General features: G+C 72.9%; 15 protein-coding genes, 1 tRNA gene and 3 pseudogenes. 7 read left to right on the top strand and 12 right to left on the bottom strand.

The window, feature by feature from the left end:
* Positions 1–11 precede the first annotated feature (11 nt).
* From ettA to FIV44_RS05335, 7 genes are all read right to left on the bottom strand, one after another.
* A complete protein-coding gene (gene ettA / locus FIV44_RS05315; RefSeq protein WP_141003550.1) occupies positions 12–1,694 on the bottom strand; it encodes an energy-dependent translational throttle protein EttA in 1,683 nt (560 codons plus the stop codon).
* A gap of 9 nt (positions 1,695–1,703) precedes the next feature.
* Complete coding sequence (locus FIV44_RS05320; RefSeq protein WP_141003551.1) at positions 1,704–2,117, bottom strand: single-stranded DNA-binding protein; 414 nt, start codon at positions 2,115–2,117, stop codon at positions 1,704–1,706.
* A 210-nt stretch (positions 2,118–2,327) separates the two neighbouring features.
* Positions 2,328–2,726: a hypothetical protein gene (locus FIV44_RS31860; RefSeq protein ID WP_246086818.1), complete on the bottom strand. Its 399-nt coding sequence runs from the start codon at positions 2,724–2,726 to the stop codon at positions 2,328–2,330.
* Positions 2,672–3,919 carry a GTPase gene (locus FIV44_RS05325; protein ID WP_246086819.1) on the bottom strand — a complete coding sequence of 416 codons (1,248 nt, stop codon included), beginning with the start codon at positions 3,917–3,919 and terminating at the stop codon, positions 2,672–2,674. The genes FIV44_RS31860 and FIV44_RS05325 overlap by 55 nt, the downstream gene beginning before the upstream one ends.
* Positions 3,916–4,110: a hypothetical protein gene (locus FIV44_RS31865; protein ID WP_246086820.1), complete on the bottom strand. Its 195-nt coding sequence runs from the start codon at positions 4,108–4,110 to the stop codon at positions 3,916–3,918. Before FIV44_RS31865 ends, FIV44_RS05325 begins: the two co-directional genes overlap by 4 nt.
* Positions 4,062–5,654 (bottom strand): dynamin family protein, encoded by a 1,593-nt coding sequence (locus FIV44_RS05330; protein WP_246086821.1) that lies wholly within the window; start codon positions 5,652–5,654, stop codon positions 4,062–4,064. The genes FIV44_RS31865 and FIV44_RS05330 overlap by 49 nt, the downstream gene beginning before the upstream one ends.
* Positions 5,651–6,772: a PrsW family intramembrane metalloprotease gene (locus FIV44_RS05335; protein WP_141003552.1), complete on the bottom strand. Its 1,122-nt coding sequence runs from the start codon at positions 6,770–6,772 to the stop codon at positions 5,651–5,653. Before FIV44_RS05335 ends, FIV44_RS05330 begins: the two co-directional genes overlap by 4 nt.
* Positions 6,773–6,830: 58 nt before the next feature.
* On the opposite strand from FIV44_RS05335, the gene FIV44_RS05340 reads away from it, so the two are divergent.
* The 3 genes and pseudogenes from FIV44_RS05340 to FIV44_RS05350 form a co-directional block, all read left to right on the top strand.
* The gene (locus FIV44_RS05340) at positions 6,831–8,249 is read left to right on the top strand and encodes an aminopeptidase P family protein (protein ID WP_246086822.1); all 1,419 of its coding nucleotides are present in this window, start codon (positions 6,831–6,833) and stop codon (positions 8,247–8,249) included.
* Between the two features lie 71 nt (positions 8,250–8,320).
* Entirely contained in the window at positions 8,321–8,767 is a 447-nt protein-coding gene (locus FIV44_RS05345) for a universal stress protein (protein WP_141003553.1), read from the top strand.
* An 88-nt stretch (positions 8,768–8,855) separates the two neighbouring features.
* A pseudogene (locus FIV44_RS05350) lies at positions 8,856–10,193 on the top strand (NAD-dependent malic enzyme); the annotation flags it as partial.
* Between the two features lie 90 nt (positions 10,194–10,283).
* Here the strand turns inward: FIV44_RS05350 and FIV44_RS33900 are convergent.
* A pseudogene (locus FIV44_RS33900) lies at positions 10,284–10,676 on the bottom strand (group I intron-associated PD-(D/E)XK endonuclease); the annotation flags it as partial.
* A 65-nt stretch (positions 10,677–10,741) separates the two neighbouring features.
* On the opposite strand from FIV44_RS33900, the gene FIV44_RS05360 reads away from it, so the two are divergent.
* From FIV44_RS05360 to FIV44_RS05375, 4 genes are all read left to right on the top strand, one after another.
* Positions 10,742–10,817 (top strand) — tRNA-Arg (locus FIV44_RS05360).
* Positions 10,818–11,144: 327 nt separating this feature from the next.
* Positions 11,145–11,816, top strand: a complete 672-nt coding sequence (locus FIV44_RS05365) for a FadR/GntR family transcriptional regulator (protein WP_141003554.1) — start codon at positions 11,145–11,147, stop codon at positions 11,814–11,816.
* Entirely contained in the window at positions 11,813–12,619 is an 807-nt protein-coding gene (locus FIV44_RS05370; RefSeq protein ID WP_141003555.1) for an ABC transporter ATP-binding protein, read from the top strand. Before FIV44_RS05365 ends, FIV44_RS05370 begins: the two co-directional genes overlap by 4 nt.
* 18 nt (positions 12,620–12,637) lie before the next feature.
* The gene (locus FIV44_RS05375; protein ID WP_141003556.1) at positions 12,638–13,294 is read left to right on the top strand and encodes a hypothetical protein; all 657 of its coding nucleotides are present in this window, start codon (positions 12,638–12,640) and stop codon (positions 13,292–13,294) included.
* A 66-nt stretch (positions 13,295–13,360) separates the two neighbouring features.
* Here the strand turns inward: FIV44_RS05375 and FIV44_RS05380 are convergent.
* The 4 genes and pseudogenes from FIV44_RS05380 to FIV44_RS05395 form a co-directional block, all read right to left on the bottom strand.
* Positions 13,361–14,526 (bottom strand): annotated as a pseudogene (locus FIV44_RS05380) (acyl-CoA dehydrogenase family protein).
* A gap of 58 nt (positions 14,527–14,584) precedes the next feature.
* Positions 14,585–15,559: an adenosine deaminase gene (locus FIV44_RS05385; RefSeq protein ID WP_246086823.1), complete on the bottom strand. Its 975-nt coding sequence runs from the start codon at positions 15,557–15,559 to the stop codon at positions 14,585–14,587.
* Positions 15,556–16,290: a DsbA family protein gene (locus FIV44_RS05390; protein ID WP_141003557.1), complete on the bottom strand. Its 735-nt coding sequence runs from the start codon at positions 16,288–16,290 to the stop codon at positions 15,556–15,558. Before FIV44_RS05390 ends, FIV44_RS05385 begins: the two co-directional genes overlap by 4 nt.
* Complete coding sequence (locus FIV44_RS05395; protein WP_141003558.1) at positions 16,290–16,811, bottom strand: MauE/DoxX family redox-associated membrane protein; 522 nt, start codon at positions 16,809–16,811, stop codon at positions 16,290–16,292. The genes FIV44_RS05390 and FIV44_RS05395 overlap by 1 nt, the downstream gene beginning before the upstream one ends.
* Positions 16,812–16,845 lie beyond the last annotated feature (34 nt).

The raw sequence follows: 16,845 nt of genomic DNA on the forward strand, positions 1-16,845 counted from the left end.
CAAAGCCGAGGTCAGTCGCGCGTCAGCCTGCGGTGGGTGACCCGGTGCGGGCGGGCGGCGTCGATGCCGAGGCGCTCGATCTTGTTCTCCTCGTACGACGCGAAGTTGCCCTCGAACCAGAACCAGGCGCCCTCGTCCTCCTCGGTCCCCTCCCACGCGAGGATGTGGGTGGCGACCCGGTCGAGGAACCACCGGTCGTGGGACGTCACGACCGCGCAGCCCGGGAAGTCGAGCAGCGCGTCCTCGAGCGAGGACAGCGTCTCGACGTCGAGGTCGTTGGTGGGCTCGTCGAGGAGCAGCATGTTGCCGCCCTGCTTGAGGGTGAGCGCCAGGTTGAGGCGGTTGCGCTCGCCACCGGACAGCACGCCGGCCTTCTTCTGCTGGTCCGGGCCCTTGAAGCCGAAGGAGGCGACGTAGGCGCGGCTGTTCATCTCGAAGTTGGCGACCTTGATGAAGTCCAGGCCGTCGGAGACGACCTCCCAGACGTTCTTGTTGGGGTCGATGCCGCCGCGGCTCTGGTCGACATAGGAGATCTTCACCGTCTGGCCGACTGTGAGCGTGCCGGAGTCGGGGGTCTCGCTGCCGGTGATCATCCGGAACAGCGTGGTCTTGCCGACGCCGTTGGGGCCGACGATGCCGACGATGCCGGCGCGCGGCAGCGTGAAGGAGATGTCGTTCCACAGGATCCGGCCGTCGAAGCCCTTGGTGAGGCTCTTGGCCTCGAGCACGACGTCACCGAGGCGCGGGCCCGGCGGGATGTTGATGTCGGCGGTGTCGATCTTGCGGGCGCGATCGGCCTCGGCCGCCATCTCCTCGTAGCGGGCCAGCCGCGACTTGGACTTGGTCTGACGCGCCTTGGCGTTGGAGCGGACCCACTCGAGCTCCTTCTCCAGCATCTTGGCGCGCTTGGCGTCCTTCGCGCCCTCGACCTTGAGCCGCTCCTTCTTGGTCTCCAGGTACGTCGAGTAGTTGCCCTCGTAGCCGTGGATCTGGCCGCGGTCGACCTCGGCGATCCACTGGGCGACGTTGTCGAGGAAGTAGCGGTCGTGGGTGACCGCCAGGACGGCGCCCGGGTAGGACTTGAGGTGGCCCTCGAGCCACTGCACGGACTCCGCGTCGAGGTGGTTGGTGGGCTCGTCGAGGAGCAGCAGGTCGGGCTGCTGGAGCAGCAGCTTGCACAGCGCGACCCGGCGGCGCTCACCACCGGACAGGTTGTCGACCAGGGCGTCGGACGGCGGGCAGCGCAGTGCGTCCATGGCCTGCTCCAGGCGGCTGTCCAGGTCCCAGGCGTTGGCGTTGTCGAGCTCGGTCTGGAGCTCGCCGGTCTCGGCCATGAGGGCATCCTGGTCGGCGTCGGGATCGCCCATCTCCATGTAGGCGTCCTCGAGGCGCTTCATCTTCGCCTTGATGTCGGCGACCGCCTCCTCGACGTTCTCCAGCACCGTCTTGCCCTCGGTGAGCGGCGGCTCCTGCTGGAGCATGCCGACCGTCGCGTCGGGGTCGCGGACGATGTCGCCGTTGTTGGGCTGGTCGAGCCCGGCCATCAGCTTGAGCAGCGAGGACTTGCCCATGCCGTTGGGGCCGACGACACCGATCTTCGCGCCGTGCAGGAACGACAGCGTGACGTTGTCGAGGACCACCTTGTCGCCGTGGGCCTTGCGAACGTTGCGCAGGGAGAGGACGTATTCAGCCACGGGCCCAATCTACGCAGCGGTGGCCTCCCGCTCGCGGTCGGGGTCGCCGGCCGGGCCGGCGGTGGCGGCCTTGACGAAGGTCGCCACGCCCCGGGTGAGGTCGTGGCCGATCGTGACCGCGTCGATCTCGAGCGCGACCACCTCGACGCCGGACTTGTTGACGTAGGTGCGGTGGTCGAGCCGTCCGTGCACGACGACCGGGTCGCCCTGGTGGAGCGACGGCCCGCCGTGGGTGGCGAGCCGGCGCCACGCGCTCACGCCGTACCACTGGGTCTGGCCGTCGACCCAGGCGCCCGAGGCCCGGTGGAAGTGGCGCGGGGTGCAGCCCAGGCGGAAGTTGAGGACCGGCACGCCGCCGACCTCCCGCAGGACCGGCGCGTTGCCGATCCAGCCCTGCACGGTCACCATCGTCTGATTGGACATCTTGCTTCCTCTCGTCGTCGCCGGCCGCGGGGGGCGACCGGTCGACGACGAGTCCACGCCACGGTGCCGACACGACGCCACGGCCCGGCGCCCGGCTGTGGACAGCGCCCGTCCGGGCGGCGCCTGTGGACGGGCGAGGGCGCCCGCTGGGACGAACGGGACGCGTGAGGCGGCGATACCTCAGGCAGCGATACCTCAGACGGCGACGTCTCAGGCGCGGGCGGCCTCGACGCCCCGCCGGAACGCGGCGTACGACGACAGCTCGGTGCCGAACGGCTGCACGATCTCGCCGTCCAGCACCTGGTGGACGACGCCGCGCAGGCGCTCGTCGGCCTGGTCGGCGCGCTTGCGGGCCAGTCCGCGGACGAGCAGCCGACCGACCACGGCGAGCAGCAGCCCGAGCACGAGGCCCCCGACACCGAGGACCGCCGGCAGCGGGAGGCCCGCCACCTCCGACAGGTCCTCGCGCGTGCCCTGCACCGCCGCGACCCCCCACCAGACGAGCCCGCCGACGGCGGCGAGCAGGAGCAGCCAGTGGAGCAGGCGGACCAGGGTCACCCAGGCGGGCAGCCGGCTGCCGAGATCGACGTCGTGCAGGCCCCTCTCCAACCGGTCGCCGGTGGCGGCCAGGCGCGTCGTGGCGGCATCGCGGACCCGGGGCGCCCAGGCGGGCCCGACGCCCTCGGAGACCTCGTCGGCGAGCGCACGGATCGTGGTGTCGACCGCCGCCCGGTCGAGGGGGGCGACCTCGGGTGCGCGGCCGGGAGCGTCGTCCTCGCCCCGGCGCAGGAGCGCGAACGGCGGCCAGGCGACCGCCCGGCGCGCCCGCTCGCCCACGGTGCGCTCGATGCCCTCCACCACCGCGGAGATGCCGGCGGCGTCGGCGAGGCGGTCCTCGACCTCCTCCACGCGGCGGCCGGGGAGCTCGCGGGCGGGGTGGTGCCGCCGGCCTGCTCGAGGCGCCCCGCGGCCGCGGCGATGTCGGCCTCGACCCGCAGGCTGGTGCTGCGCTTGTCGTTGACCCGGCGCAGGATCTCGGCCCGGAGCTCGGCCATGCCGATGCCCTCCTTGGCCGAGATCGGCAGCACCTGGACGCCCGGCAGGCCGTCCTCGGCGAGCAGCCGCCGCACGTCGTCGACCATCGCCTGCCGGCGCTCGACCGGGACGGTGTCGATGTGGTTGAGCGCGACCAGGATGACGTCCTGGTGGGTGCCCATCGGCTTGAAGTAGCGGTCGTGGACGGCCGCGTCGGCGTACTTCTGCGGGTCGAGGATCCACACCATCAGGTCGGCGACGGCCACCAGCCGGTCGACCTCGAGATGGTGGGCGACCTCGGTGGAGTCGTGGTCCGGCAGGTCCAGCAGTACGACGCCGTCGAACTCCGACTCCGAGCGGGTGTCGAGCATCGAGTCGCGCATGGTCTGGTGCCGCGGCGGGATGCCGAGCCACTCCAGCAGCTCCCCGGCGCCCTCGCTCCCCCACACCACGGCGGTCGCCCACGAGGTCGTGGGCCGGCGGATGCCGACCGAGGACAGCTCCAGGCCGGTCAGGGCGTTGTAGGTCGAGGACTTGCCGGACCCGGTCGCTCCGGCGATGGCCACCACGGTGTGACGGGCCGAGAGGCGCAGCCGGCCGGTGGACTTGTCGACCGCCGCGGCGACGTCGTCGAGCAGCGCGTCGGCCACCCGCCCGCGCGCCGCCTCCACGGCCTGGCCCAGCCCGGCCACGCGGTCGCCGATGGGCGTGCCCCGGGTCGCGAGGTCGCCGGGGACCTGTGTCTGGTCGTCGAGCCCGTCCGTCACAGGTGTCCACCCGTTCCCTTCTTCGCCGCGGCGAACCGCAGGTCGTCCACTCGTCGCGCCGCCTGGCGGAGCTGATCCGGCGCGTCGGGCTTGAGCTCCCACTGCGCGGCCGGCGCGAGGTACCGGGCGCGCTCGGCGCCCATCAGCGTCGTGAGCCGGCGGGCCAGCGTGCCGCGGGCCTGGTCGACCACCCGGGCGGCGCCGGCCTCGCCGAGCGTGCTCTCGAGCAGGCCCCGGCCCAGGCGCACCGACTCGACGGCGGCGCGGGGGCGTCCGGCCCGGCGAGCGCGACGACGCCCAGCGTGACCGCGAGCCCGCGGGCGCCGAGGGCGAGGAAGCGGGCGCTGTGGCGCGCGTCGCCGGCCTCGTGCTTGACGAACTCCTGGAGCTCGTCGTGCCAGGCCCGGATCTCCTGCTCGGCCTGTGCACGCAGGCCGCGCCCGGCGCGGGTGAGATCGTCGTTGGTGGACCTCAGCAGCGCCTCGCCGTAGGACCGCTCCCGCCAGGCCGCGGCGGCCGTGGCGGCGGCGCGCTCGGCGTGGTCGGCGACCAGGGCCTCCAGGCCCATCTCGATCGCGACGCCGACCCGCTCGGCCTGCTGCGGCTTGCCCTTGATCGCGTTGACGAGCCGCTCCCGCACGAAGCCGACCTTGGCCTCGAGGGTGCGGACCAGCTCGCCGCTGCCGACGAACTCCTGCCAGCGCGCGAGCAGGTCGCCGCGCAGCAGCGTCCCGTCGCCGCCCGCGGAGAGCAGCGCGGCCTGCGCGTCGTCGTACACCTGGTCGGCGACGGTCAGCAGCTCGCCGACGGCCTCGACCTGGAGGGCGACGGCGTCGGCGATCGGGAACGCCTTGCGGGTGACGGTGCGCACGGCGCCGGCGACGGTCTGGTTGACGACCTCGCGCTTGGCGGCGGCGTCGGCGGCGAGCGCGTCGAGCCAGCCCTTGATCTCGGAGGCGTACGACGCGGGGAGCAGCCCCTCCTCGCTCACCTCGCCCTGGGGTACGGCGAACAGCGGGCTGTCCTTGAGACCGCGGGCGGCCATCATCCGGGCCAGGTGGACCGACACGGTCGCCACGTCCTCGGCCGGGGTGCGGCTGAGCACGAGCGCGACGGCCGTGTTGCGGTCGACGGCGTTCTTCAGGTGCTCCCACGGGACCTGGTCGGAGTAGCGCGCCGCCGAGGTGACGAAGAGCCACAGGTCGGCGGCCGCGAGCAGCTGTCCGGCGAGCTCGCGGTTGCGCTCGTCGACGGAGTCGACGTCGGGGGCGTCGAGGACGGCTAGCCCCCGCGGCACCGCGGGGCTGGGCACGAGCTGGATCGCGAACTGGTCGTTGGTGGCCTGGTGGACCCGGGCCAGCTCGGGGAGCAGCCGGTCGGCGCCGAACCAGCGGCCGTCCTCGGGGTGGTGGACCAGGACGGGCGAGCGGGTGGTGGGGCGCAGCAGGCCGGGGACGGTGACGTGGCTGCCGACGAGGGTGTTGACCAGGGTGGACTTGCCGGCCCCGGTCGAGCCGCCGACGACCACGAGCAGCGGCGCGTCGATCTCGGTCAGCCGCGGGATGATGTAGTCCTCGAGCTGCTCGATGATGTGCTCGCGCCCCACCCGCAGCGCGTCGACGCCGGGCAGGTCGAGCGGCAGCGGCGCGTTGAGGAGGGATCCGTGCAGGCGGACCACCTCGGTGAGCATCCTGCTGCCGAGGAGGTTGTCGCTGAGGTCAGCGCCGAGGGTCATCGCTGGGGTACCACCTGTCCGGGGAATGCGAACCGCGGCCGGGCCACCTGGATCCGGCCGAGGAAGTCCTGTCCACGCACCTGCCAATCCGCCGGCGGCGTGCCCCGCAACAGCCGGTGGTGCAGGTAGCCGAGCTCGATCGCGGCCTGCTGGTAGTCGCGCATCGCGCGCTCCGCCTCGGGCCCGCCCTGGAGCCGGGCGTGGCGGCGGGCGTCGCGGCGCGCCCGCAGGTCGACGACCCAGCCGATGTCGGTGGCCGGGAGCAGGCCGCGCCGGGCGGCGTCGGTGAGCGCCATCCGCAGCACGTGGGCCTCGGTCTCGCGGGCCCACCACGCCAGCGCGATCATGCCGATGAAGGCCGGCGCCATGATGACGACGTACACGACGGCGAAGCTGCCGAACCCGAAGACCGTCGAGCCGTTCCAGGTGGCGTGGGCGAGCACCGCGAGGACGTAGCCGCCGACCGGGGCCAGCCAGCGGACCGCGGTGCTGCGGGACGCGACGGCGAGGCCGATGCCGAGGCCGGTGAACGCGGTGAAGAGCGGGTGGGCGAAGGGGCTGAAGACGCAGCGGACCACGAAGGTGCCCGTGACGGCCTCGATGCCGCCGGGGCCCATGCCGTCGGTGCCGTTGTAGGCCGCGGCGAGGTAGAGAATGTTCTCGGTGAAGGCGAAACCGACGCCGACCATGCCGGCGTAGACGATGCCGTCGAGGATGCCGTCGATCTCGGCGCGCCGCCACCACAGCAGCAGGACCAGGAAGAGGCCCTTGCTCGCCTCCTCGATCACCGGCGCGAGCACGGCCAGGGAGAAGGTGTCGGTGAAGCCGACGAGCAGGCCACCCAGGCCCTGCACCACGATCGCGGCCATGGTCGCGACGAACGCGCCCCAGGCGAGCCCGGAGGCGAGCAGCAGGCGCGGCTCGGGCTCGTAGCGGTCCAGCCAGAGGTACGCCGCCAGCACGGGGCCCACCGGCAGCGCCGCGAGCGCCGTCGCGAGCAGCGTGATGCGCGGAGCGCCGGACAGGGCGAGGATCATCAGGGTGAGCAGCGCGCCGAGCACCACCGCCACGGTCACGACGACCGTGAAGGCGACGCTGTCGCGGCGGGCTGCAGGCATGGGGGAACCCTATCGGGAGCGGCTTCTGCCACTCTGATCGCCGCGTACAGTAAGAGGGGTGAGTGCGGACACCCCCCAGCAGGCGCCCAAGACCGAGCAGCACGACCCCGCCGTGCCCGAGGCCTACGCCGCGTTCATGCGCACCGGCTGGGACGAGCGCGAGACCGACGTGGCCCGGCACCCGGTCGCGGACCTGGCCGCCGCCCGTCGTACCCGCCTCGCCGAGGCATTCCCCGGCGAGCGCCTGGTCCTGCCCGGCGGCGGCTACAAGGTGCGCGCCTACGACACCGACTACCGGTTCCGCGCCGACACCGCCCACACCTACTTCTCCGGCAACCAGACCTCCGACGCCGTGCTCGTGGTCGAGCCGGACGGCTCCGCGGTCCTCTACGCCCGGCCGCGCTCGGGACGCGACACCGACGAGTTCTTCCGCGACCGGCAGTACGGCGCCCTGTGGGCCGGCAAGCGCCCCTCGGCCGGCGAGCTGGAGGCTGCCCTCGGCCTGAGCGTCAAGCACGTCGACGAGCTCGAGGCCGACCTGGCCCGGAGCGCGAAGACCCGGGTGCACCGCGGCGTGTCGGCGCGGGTCGACGGCCTGGTGCCCGGCGACGAGGCCCGCGACGGCGAGCTGGCCCGGGTCGCCTCGGAGATGCGCCTGGTCAAGGACGCGTGGGAGGTCGCCGAGCTGCAGGCCGCCGTCGACGCGACCACGCTGGGCTTCGAGGACTGCGTGCGCGAGTGGGACCGGGTGATCGAGCACGGCGAGCGCTGGCTCGAGGGCACCTTCTTCCGCCGCGCCCGGACCATGGGCAACGACCTCGGGTACGACTCGATCGTGGCCGGCGGCCCGCACGCGACGACCCTGCACTGGATCGAGAACTCCGGCGCCGTCGTCCCCGGCGAGCTGATCCTGCTCGACATGGGCGTCGAGAACGCCAACCTCTACACCGCCGACATCACCCGCACGCTGCCGGTGTCCGGGACCTTCTCGCCGCTCCAGCGCGACCTCTACACGCTGGTGCTGCACGCCCAGGACGCCGCGATGGCCGCGCTGCGGCCCGGTGCCAGGTTCCTCGCCGGCCACGACGCCGCGATGGACGTCCTCGCCCACGGGCTCGACGACCTCGGGCTGCTGCCGGTGAGCGTCGACGAGGCGCTCTCCCCCGACTCGCGCGTCTACGCCCGCTGGACCCTCCACGGGGTGAGCCACATGCTCGGCATGGACGTCCACGACTGCGGCCACGCCGCCCCCGAGTCCTACCGCGAGGCCGACCTCGTCGAGGGCATGGTGCTGACCGTCGAGCCCGGCCTGTACTTCCAGGCCGACGACCTGCTGGTCCCCGAGGAGCTGCGCGGCATCGGCATCCGGATCGAGGACGACGTGCGCGTCACCGCCGACGGGATCGAGAACCTGTCCGCCGCGCTCCCCCGCACGCCCGAGGCGATCGAGGAGTGGATGGCCGCCCTGCGCGGGTGATGTGACACCGGTCACGCTACGTTGCTCTCCTGGACGCCACAGGACGACAGGCAGAACGACAGGAGACAGCGATGGCCGACAGCAGGACGATCGTGACCGGGGTGGACGGCAGCGCGACCGCGACGGCGGCCGCCGAGCGGGCGGCCGTGCTGGCCGGGGCGCTGGGCGCCCGCCTGCACGTGGTGTCCGCATTCGGGAAGTACGAGTCGGAGACCGTGCAGATCGGCAGCGACACGCTGATCCTCAGCTCCGAGAAGGACGCCGAGGACGTCGCCGCGAAGGTCACCGCGACGCTGCGCGCGGCGTACCCGGACATCGAGATCACCAGCGGCGCAGCGGAGGGCAAGCCCGGCGAGGCCCTGGTCGCGACGGCCGAGGCGCTGGACGCCGAGCTGATCGTGGTCGGCAACAAGCGGGTCCAGGGCATCGCCGGCCGGGTGCTCGGCAGCATCGCGCGCGACGTCGCCGCGCACGCGTCGTGCGACGTGTACGTCGCGCACACGCACGAGCGGAGGTAGCGGCGCCGACTTCCGAGTAACCCCGGGGCGGGACGACACTGGGCCCGTGCCCACGAAGACTGCCACTGCCTCGTCGTACTCGATCACGATGCGCCTCCACACGACCGTCGACCACGGAGTCGTGGGCGAGGTCGCGACCGCGATCGCCGGAGCCGGCGGGATGGTGACCGCGATCGACGTCGCGGACTCCAGCGCGCACCGGCTGACCGTCGACGTCACCTGCTCGGCGGCCGACGCCGAGCACGCCGCCGAGCTCCAGGAGTCGGTCGCCGCGGTCGAGGGCGTCGAGGTCCACAAGGTCTCCGACCGGACCTTCCTCATCCATCTCGGCGGCAAGATCGAGGTCGCCTCCAAGGTCCCGCTCAAGACCCGCGACGACCTGTCGCTCGCCTACACCCCCGGCGTCGGGCGGGTCTCGATGGCGATCGCGGAGAACCCCGACGACGTCCGCCGACTGACGATCAAGGGCAACGCCGTCGCGGTCGTCACCGACGGCTCGGCCGTGCTCGGGCTCGGCAACATCGGCCCCGGCGCCGCGCTGCCGGTCATGGAGGGCAAGGCCGCGCTGTTCAAGCGGTTCGGCGAGATCGACGCCTGGCCGATCTGCCTCGACACCCAGGACACCGACGAGATCGTCCGCGCGGTCGAGCTGATCGCGCCCGGGTTCGGCGGCATCAACCTCGAGGACATCGCCGCCCCGCGCTGCTTCGAGATCGAGGCCCGGCTGCGCGAGCGGCTCGACATCCCGGTCTTCCACGACGACCAGCACGGTACGGCGATCGTGGTGCTCGCCGCCCTCACCAACGCCCTGCGCGTGGTGAAGAAGCAGCTCGGCACGGCCCGCGTCGTCGTCTCCGGCGGCGGCGCCGCCGGCACCGCGATCGTGAAGCTGCTGCTCGCCGCCGGCGTCCGGGACGTCGTGGTCGTCGACCGCAACGGCGCGCTCGTCGCCGGCGCCGGGGGGCTGTCGGCCGCCCACGAGGAGCTGGCCGGGCTCACCAACAGCGAGCGACGCACCGGCGGCCTGGAGCAGGTGCTCGAGGGCGCTGACGTCTTCATCGGCGTCAGCGCGCCCGGCATCCTCCGGCCCGAGTGGATCCGGACCATGGCCCCCGAACCGGTCGTCTTCGCCCTCGCCAACCCCGACCCCGAGGTCGACCCCGCCGCGGCCGCCCGGTTCGCCGCGGTCGTCGCCTCCGGCCGCTCCGACTTCCCCAACCAGATCAACAACGTGCTCGCGTTCCCCGGCGTGTTCCGCGGCCTGCTCGACGCCCGCGCCACCGAGGTGACGATGGAGATGATGCTCCGCGCCGCCGAGGCGATCGCCCTCGTCGTCCGCGACGACGAGCTGAACGCCAGCTTCATCATGCCCTCGGTGTTCCACCCCGAGGTGCACCACGCGGTGGCGGCGGCGATCGCGGGGGCTGAGACCACGCGGATCGGGGATCTCGCGAAGGTCGGCGGCGAGCCAGACCCGAGCGCGCTGGTTGTTGCGACTCGGCGCGATCCGAAGGGTCACGGTGGCGGAGTGATCCTGCGGACGCAGGTAGTAGCACTCGTCGGTGTCCGGGCAGTACACACAGAACAGGTCGACCTCCGACTTGTCGATCTCCCGCTTGTGCGTTCAGTGGCGATCCGTCCAGTTGGACTTGAACTCAACGAGGAGCGAGCCGCTGCTCCGTGCTGCACGGAACTTCACTTGGACGCGGAGAAAGGACCCGCCCTTGTAGGCGACCAGATCGAAGGGCGCATGCTCGGTCATCGGCACGAGCACCTGGTAGCCCTTCCCGACCAGATCGGCGAAAGCCTTCGCGACGCCGAGGTCGCCCTTGTCCTTGGTGTGATGCGCCATGCCGCCTCCTGAGCCGGTTGTCCCTGTCCCGACCATGGTGGCGATCGGGTCCGACATCACGCACAGTTCTCCACAGGCCGCATCAGATCCGCACCGCGAGCAAGCGATACCCTCAGGCCCCGGCCCCCGTAGCTCAATGGATAGAGCACCATCCTTCTAAGTTGGCAGTTGCAGGTTCGAGTCCTGCCGGGGGCGCCAACGTCGCGGGGACACCGCCGTCATCGCGGCGGCGGCGGTCAGCGCGACCAGGGCCGAGACGACGAGGGCCGAGGTGTAGCGGGCCTCGGTCGGCGGGCTGGTGCCGGCGTGGGTGGTGCCGGCGACGACGCCCCGACCGCGTCGGTGCCGAGCTCACGGGCGAACCCGGCGAGCACCGCCACCACGATGGTCTGGGCGAGGGCGACGGCGAGCGCGGCGACCAGGAGGACCGGCGCGACGGCCCGGCCCGGCCCATTCCGGCGCGTGCTCCTCGGCGACGCGATGTCGTAGACTCACTCCTCAGACAAGTAGACAAGAGAGGCCCCCATGCCCGCCCAGGTACGACGCGCGCCGCTCGCCGATCAGGCGGCCGAGCTGCTGCTCGACCGGGTCCGCGCGGGCGAGTGGCGGCTGGGCCAGCGACTGCCCGGGGAGACCACGCTGGCGCCGCAGCTCGGCGTCGGACGGTCCACGGTGCGCGAGGCGATCCGGCAGCTGGCCGGGCGCGGGGTGCTCAGCTCCCGCCAGGGAGCGGGCGTGTTCGTGACCGCGCTCGACGTGCGCGAGGACTGGGACCTGGTGCTGCGCCGGGCGGACATCGTCACGGTGATCGAGGCCCGGACGGCGATCGAGGCCGAGGCCGCCGCGCTGGCCGCGGAGCGGCGCACCCCGACGGAGCTGCGGGCGATCCGCCGCGCGCTCGCGGACCGGGCGGAGCGTCGTACCGACGTCGAGGCCCACGTCGACGCCGACATGGCCTTCCACCGGGCCGTCGTGGTGGCGGCCCACAACCCCGTCCTCGTCGAGCTGTTCGACGGATTCGTGCCGCGCAGCCGGGCCGCGATGGTCGAGATGCTGCGCCTGCACCCGGCCTTCGACCACGCGACCGACCACGAGGCCCACGACCTGCTGGCCAGGGCGATCGCGGACCACGACCCCGGGACCGCGGCGCGACTGAGCCGCACCCACCTCACCTCGCTCAAGGAGAGCCTGACATGAGCCCCACCGTCCTCGACCTGCGCGACGTCGTCTTCCGCCGCGGCGGCAACGAGATCCTCCACGGCGTGGACCTGACCGTCCGGGCCGGCGAGCACTGGGCGCTGCTCGGCCCCAACGGCGCCGGGAAGAGCACGATGCTCGGGTTCTGCAGCGCGCAGGTGCACCCCACCTCCGGCACGGTCGACGTCCTCGGGCGGCGCCTCGGGCGGGTCGAGCTGCAGGAGCTGCGCCGCCACATCGGACACGTCAACCCCCGCCACCCGCTCCAGTCCGGGCTGAGCGTCCACGAGGTCGTGCTGACCGGGATCACCGGCACCATCGAGCTCCCGATGCGCTGGACGCCCTCCGCCGAGGAGGTCGAGCGCGCCGACGCGCTGATCGACGAGGTCGGCCTCGGCGCCCGTCGGGACGCGCGCTGGCCTAGCCTCTCCCAGGGCGAGCGCGGCCGGGCGCTCATCGCCCGCGCCCTCACCGCGCAGCCGGAGCTGCTGCTCCTCGACGAGCCGACCACGGGCCTCGACGTCGCCGCGCGCGAGCAGCTGCTGACGGTGCTGGACCGCCTGGCCCACACCGCGCCCGAGGTGGCCTCGGTCCTGGTCACCCATCATCTCGAGGAGCTGCCCACGACCACGACCCACGCGCTGCTGCTCGCCCACGGCCGGGTCGTGGTCGCCGGGCCGGTCGCGGAGGCCGTGACGACCGAGGCGATCACGCGCACCTTCGAGCACCCGATCGAGGTCGACCGCGACGGCGGCCGCTGGCGGGCCCGCGCCCTGCCGCCGGCCCGGCTGCACAGCGCCTGACCCGGGTACCGCGGGGTCATGCCCAACCCCGTGATCACCACCGCAGCCGACCTCGCCGGACGCGCCCTGTCGACGATCACCAGTGGCGTCGCCGCGCTCCGGCCCTCCGACAAGCCGCTCCACCCCGACGGCGAGATGTACGCCGGGCGGCTGATCCGGCCCGGATCGGACTCCCCGATCGGGGTGCCGTGGATCGACCAGAACGGCGAGGACGAGGTCACCGTCCGGATCTCCCGCGCGATCGGGCTGCCCGGCCCGCTCCCCGACGTCCAGGGCCTCGCCCTGCGCCTGCGCAAGGGCCAGACCCGGTACGGCGACCTGCTGCTCGCCAGCACCGGCTGGGACCCGCTGACCCGGCACCTGCTCATGCCCGCCTGGAACACGCACTGGCCACTGACCACCCTGCTCCCCTACCGCAGCCCGATCGGCCCGCTGGTCATCGGCGCCCGCCCGGTCGACGTCCGCGGCTACGAGCTGTGCTGGGCGACGGTGGGCCGCGAGTGGCACCCGCTCGGCGAGCTCACCTTGGAGATGCCGCTGCCGGAGGAGACCGAGGTGTCCTTCGACCCGGTGGTCAACCCGCTGCCGGGGCTGCAGCAGTATGCCTGGGTCGAGCGGCTGCGGGAGCAGTCGTACGCCGCCGCCCGCCGGCTGCGGCGCGCCTCCCGCGGCTGAGCCCGCGCACGCCGTACAAAGGGAAGCAGCCCCGCGGGAGGTATGAGCCCCGTGGGGCTGAATGCTCTACCGGAACGCCGACTCGCCGGTGAGCGCCCGGCCGATGACGAGCTGGTGCACCTCGGAGGTGCCCTCGTAGGTCAGCACCGACTCGAGGTTGTTGGCGTGCCTCATGATCGGGTACTCCAGCGTGATCCCGGCCGCGCCGAGGATGGTCCGGCACTCCCGGGCGATCGCGATCGCCTCCCGGACGTTGTTGAGCTTGCCGAGGCTGACCTGGTCGGGCTCCAGCCGGCCGGCGTCCTTGAGCCGGCCGAGATGCAGCGCCAGCAGCATGCCCTTGCCGAGCTCCAGGGACATGTCGGCGAGCTTGGCCTGGGTGAGCTGGTACGCCGCCAGCGGCTGGTCGAAGATCTCCCGCTCCCGCGCGTAGGCGATCGCGGTCTCCAGGCAGTCGCGGGCCGCGCCGAGCGCGCCGAACACGATCCCGAACCGCGCCTCGCTCAGGCACGACAGCGGGCCGCGCAGGCCGCGGACCTCGGGGAAGGCCGCCGACGCGGGCAGCCGCACGCCGTCGAGGACCAGCTCGCTGGTGACCGAGGCCCGCAGCGACATCTTCCGCTTGATCTCCGGCGCCGCGAACCCGGCGCTGTCGGTCGGGACCACGAAGCCCCGGATCCCGTCGTCGGTCTGGGCCCACACCACGGCGACGTCGGCGACCGAGCCGTTGGTGATCCACATCTTGGTGCCGGTGAGCACCCATGCGTCGCCGTCGCGGACCGCGCGGGTGCGCATGCCGGCGGGGTTGGAGCCGAAGTCGGGCTCGGTGAGGCCGAAGCAGCCGATCGCCTCGCCCGCGGCCATCCGCGGCAGCCAGGCGTCCTTGTGCTCCTCGCTCCCCACCGGTGGATCGCATACATCGCCAGCGAGCCCTGCACCGACACCAGCGAGCGCAGCCCGGAGTCGGCGGCCTCCAGCTCCAGACAGGCCAGGCCGTACGCCGTCGCGCTGGTCCCCGCGCAGCCGTACCCCTCGAGGTGCATCCCCAGCACGCCGAGGCCGCCGAGCTCGCGGGTCAGCTCGCGGGCCGGGATCGAGGCCTCCTCGTACCAGTCGGCCAGCCCCGGCCGCAGCCGCGCGTCGACGAAGGACCGGACGGTGTCGCGCATCGCGATCTCCTCCTCGGACAGGAGGGAGTCGATGTCGAAGAGCTCCAACGGGGTGCGGGTCATCGGGAGGTCTCCCCCTCTGCCGAGGTGTACGCCGCGATCTCGGCGCGGAGCCGGGCCTTCACGTCGTCGGGGCGAAGGAGGCGTCCACGCCCGCCCGGGCGAGATCGGCCACGCCGCCCTCGTCGAGCCCGAGCAGGTCGGCCGCGATCTCGTACTCCCGGTTGAGGGTGGTCCCGAACATCGGCGGGTCGTCGGAGTTGATCGTCACCACGACGCCCGCCTCGACGAAGAGCGGCAGCGGGTGCTCGGCGAGCGAGGCGACCGCACGGGTCGCGACATTGGAGGACGGGCAGACCTCGAGCGGGATCCGGTGCTCGGCCAGGTGCGCCAGGAGGGCCGGGTCGGTGGCGGCCGACGTACCGTGTCCGATCCGCTCCGCGCCGAGCTCGCGCAGGGACGTCCAGATCGTCTCGGGCCCGGTCGTCTCGCCGGCGTGCGGGACCGAGCGCAGGCCGGCCGCGCGAGCCGCGGAGAAGTGCGGGACGAACCACTCGCGCGGCACCCCGATCTCCGGACCGCCCAGCCCGAAGCCGACCAGCCCCTCGGGCGGGTGGTCGAGGGCGAACCGCAGCGTCGCGTCGGCCGCCGGGATCCCCGACTCGCCGGGGATGTCGTAGATGAAGCGCAGCACCGTCCCGAAGTCGCGCTCGGCGGCGATCCGGGCGTCCTCGATCGCCTCGGTGTAGGCCTCGATCGGCATCCCCCGGTCGGGGTCGTGGGGCAGCACGGAGGTGTACGGCGTGCAGGTGAGCTCGGCGTACCGCACGGACTGGCCCTCGTGGAGCTCGCGGGCGATCTCGTAGGTGAGGTAGCGGACGTCCTCGGGCGTGCGGACCAGGTCGACGACCGCGAGGTAGACCTCGATGAAGTGCGCGAAGTCGCGGAACGCGAAGAAGTCGCGCAGCAGCGCCGGGTCCGACGGGACCGTGCCGGGGTGGCGCTCGGCCAGCTCGGAGACGATCCGCGGCGACGCGGAGCCGACGTGGTGGACGTGGAGCTCGGCCTTGGGCAGGCCCGCGACGAAGTCCCTCACTCCAGCTCCGCGATCAGGTTCTTCGCCACGTCCTGGATCGAGCGGCCGTCCTGGTAGACCTTGCCGTCGAGCAGGATGGTCGGGGTGCCGGTGATGCCGGCCTTGTCGGCCTCGGCGGTCGCCTGGGTCACCCAGTCCTGGTGGGAGAGGCCCTCGATGCCGTCCCGGACGTCGCCCTCGCTCGCGCCCGCCTCGACGGCGAGGTCGACCAGGTCGTCGTTGCTGACCGCGTCCGGGTCCTCCTCGGACGGCTGGTTCTCGTACAGCAGGTCGTGGAGCCTCTTGGCGGCCTCGGGCCCCGACTTCTCCAGCACGAGCGCGAACGCGTTGGCCGCGCGGATCGGGTAGTCGCCGAACGCCTGGCTGAGCAGGTCGAAGGGGCGGTACTCCACGAACACCTTGCCGTCGGCGGCGAGCTCCTCGAGGTCCTCGCGGGTCGCGGACTCGAGCTGGCCGCAGTAGGGGCACAGGAAGTCCTCGTAGATGATGACGGTGTGCGGCGCGTCCGCGCTGCCGATGGTCACGCCGTAGTCGCTGGAGCCGGCGCCGACGGCCTTGACCTCCTTCTTGTTGAGGAGGCTGATGCCGATCGAGCCGCCCACGATGAGCACCATCACCGCGATCACGGCGGCGATGGTGAGGATCCGGCGGCGCGCCTCCCGCTGCTTCTGGGCGGCGCGCATCTCGGCGGCCTTCTGCGCCCGGGCAGCGGCCTTCGAGTTCGAGGACATCAGTTCACGGCTCCTTCGGTGACGTCGGCGACGTCGGTATCGGCGGCCCGGTCGTCGGGCGCCCGTTCGAACAGTAGGGAATCCAGCGCGAGCCGGGTCCGTCGTACCGACGCGACCAGGAGGGACGCGGCGAGCAGCGCGGCGTCGCGGGCGATCTCCCAGGGGTACGCCGACGCGGCGCCCGGCTTCGTCCCGCCACCCCCGAAGCAGCCGCAGTCGATCTCGATCCCGCGCGCCCAGACCGAGGCGATGCCGATGATGAAGGCCGCGAACAGCAGCGCCGACACGACGGCCGCGCCCCGGGTGAGGACACCCAGCACCAGCGCCAACCCGACGGCCAGCTCGACCGCGGGCAGCGCCAGCCCGACCGCCTCGGCGACCGAGGAGGGCAGCAGCTGGTAGGCGCGGACGGCGGCGATGCTGGCGTCCGGCTCGGTGATCTTCAGGGCACCGGCGACGATCCACACACCGCCGGTCACCAGCCGGGCGGCCAGACCCGCCCAGGCCAGCGTCCCTCTCATGCCGGTGAGGCTAACCGGCCCCGCTGAGCGCCGG

Source organism: Nocardioides humi (assembly GCF_006494775.1).
Lineage (GTDB): Bacteria > Actinomycetota > Actinomycetes > Propionibacteriales > Nocardioidaceae > Nocardioides > Nocardioides humi.

Bases quoted from the DNA above. Each gene is read 5' to 3' on its own strand.
- FIV44_RS05390 (WP_141003557.1), bottom strand. From the start codon at position 16,290: ATGTCCTCGAACTCGAAGGCCGCTGCCCGGGCGCAGAAGGCCGCCGAG.
- FIV44_RS05335 (WP_141003552.1), bottom strand. From the start codon at position 6,772: ATGCCTGCAGCCCGCCGCGACAGCGTCGCCTTCACGGTCGTCGTGACC.
- FIV44_RS05365 (WP_141003554.1), top strand. From the start codon at position 11,145: ATGCCCGCCCAGGTACGACGCGCGCCGCTCGCCGATCAGGCGGCCGAG.
- FIV44_RS05375 (WP_141003556.1), top strand. From the start codon at position 12,638: ATGCCCAACCCCGTGATCACCACCGCAGCCGACCTCGCCGGACGCGCC.
- FIV44_RS05330 (WP_246086821.1), bottom strand. From the start codon at position 5,654: ATGACCCTCGGCGCTGACCTCAGCGACAACCTCCTCGGCAGCAGGATG.
- FIV44_RS05345 (WP_141003553.1), top strand. From the start codon at position 8,321: ATGGCCGACAGCAGGACGATCGTGACCGGGGTGGACGGCAGCGCGACC.
- FIV44_RS05395 (WP_141003558.1), bottom strand. From the start codon at position 16,811: ATGAGAGGGACGCTGGCCTGGGCGGGTCTGGCCGCCCGGCTGGTGACC.
- FIV44_RS05370 (WP_141003555.1), top strand. From the start codon at position 11,813: ATGAGCCCCACCGTCCTCGACCTGCGCGACGTCGTCTTCCGCCGCGGC.
- FIV44_RS05320 (WP_141003551.1), bottom strand. From the start codon at position 2,117: ATGTCCAATCAGACGATGGTGACCGTGCAGGGCTGGATCGGCAACGCG.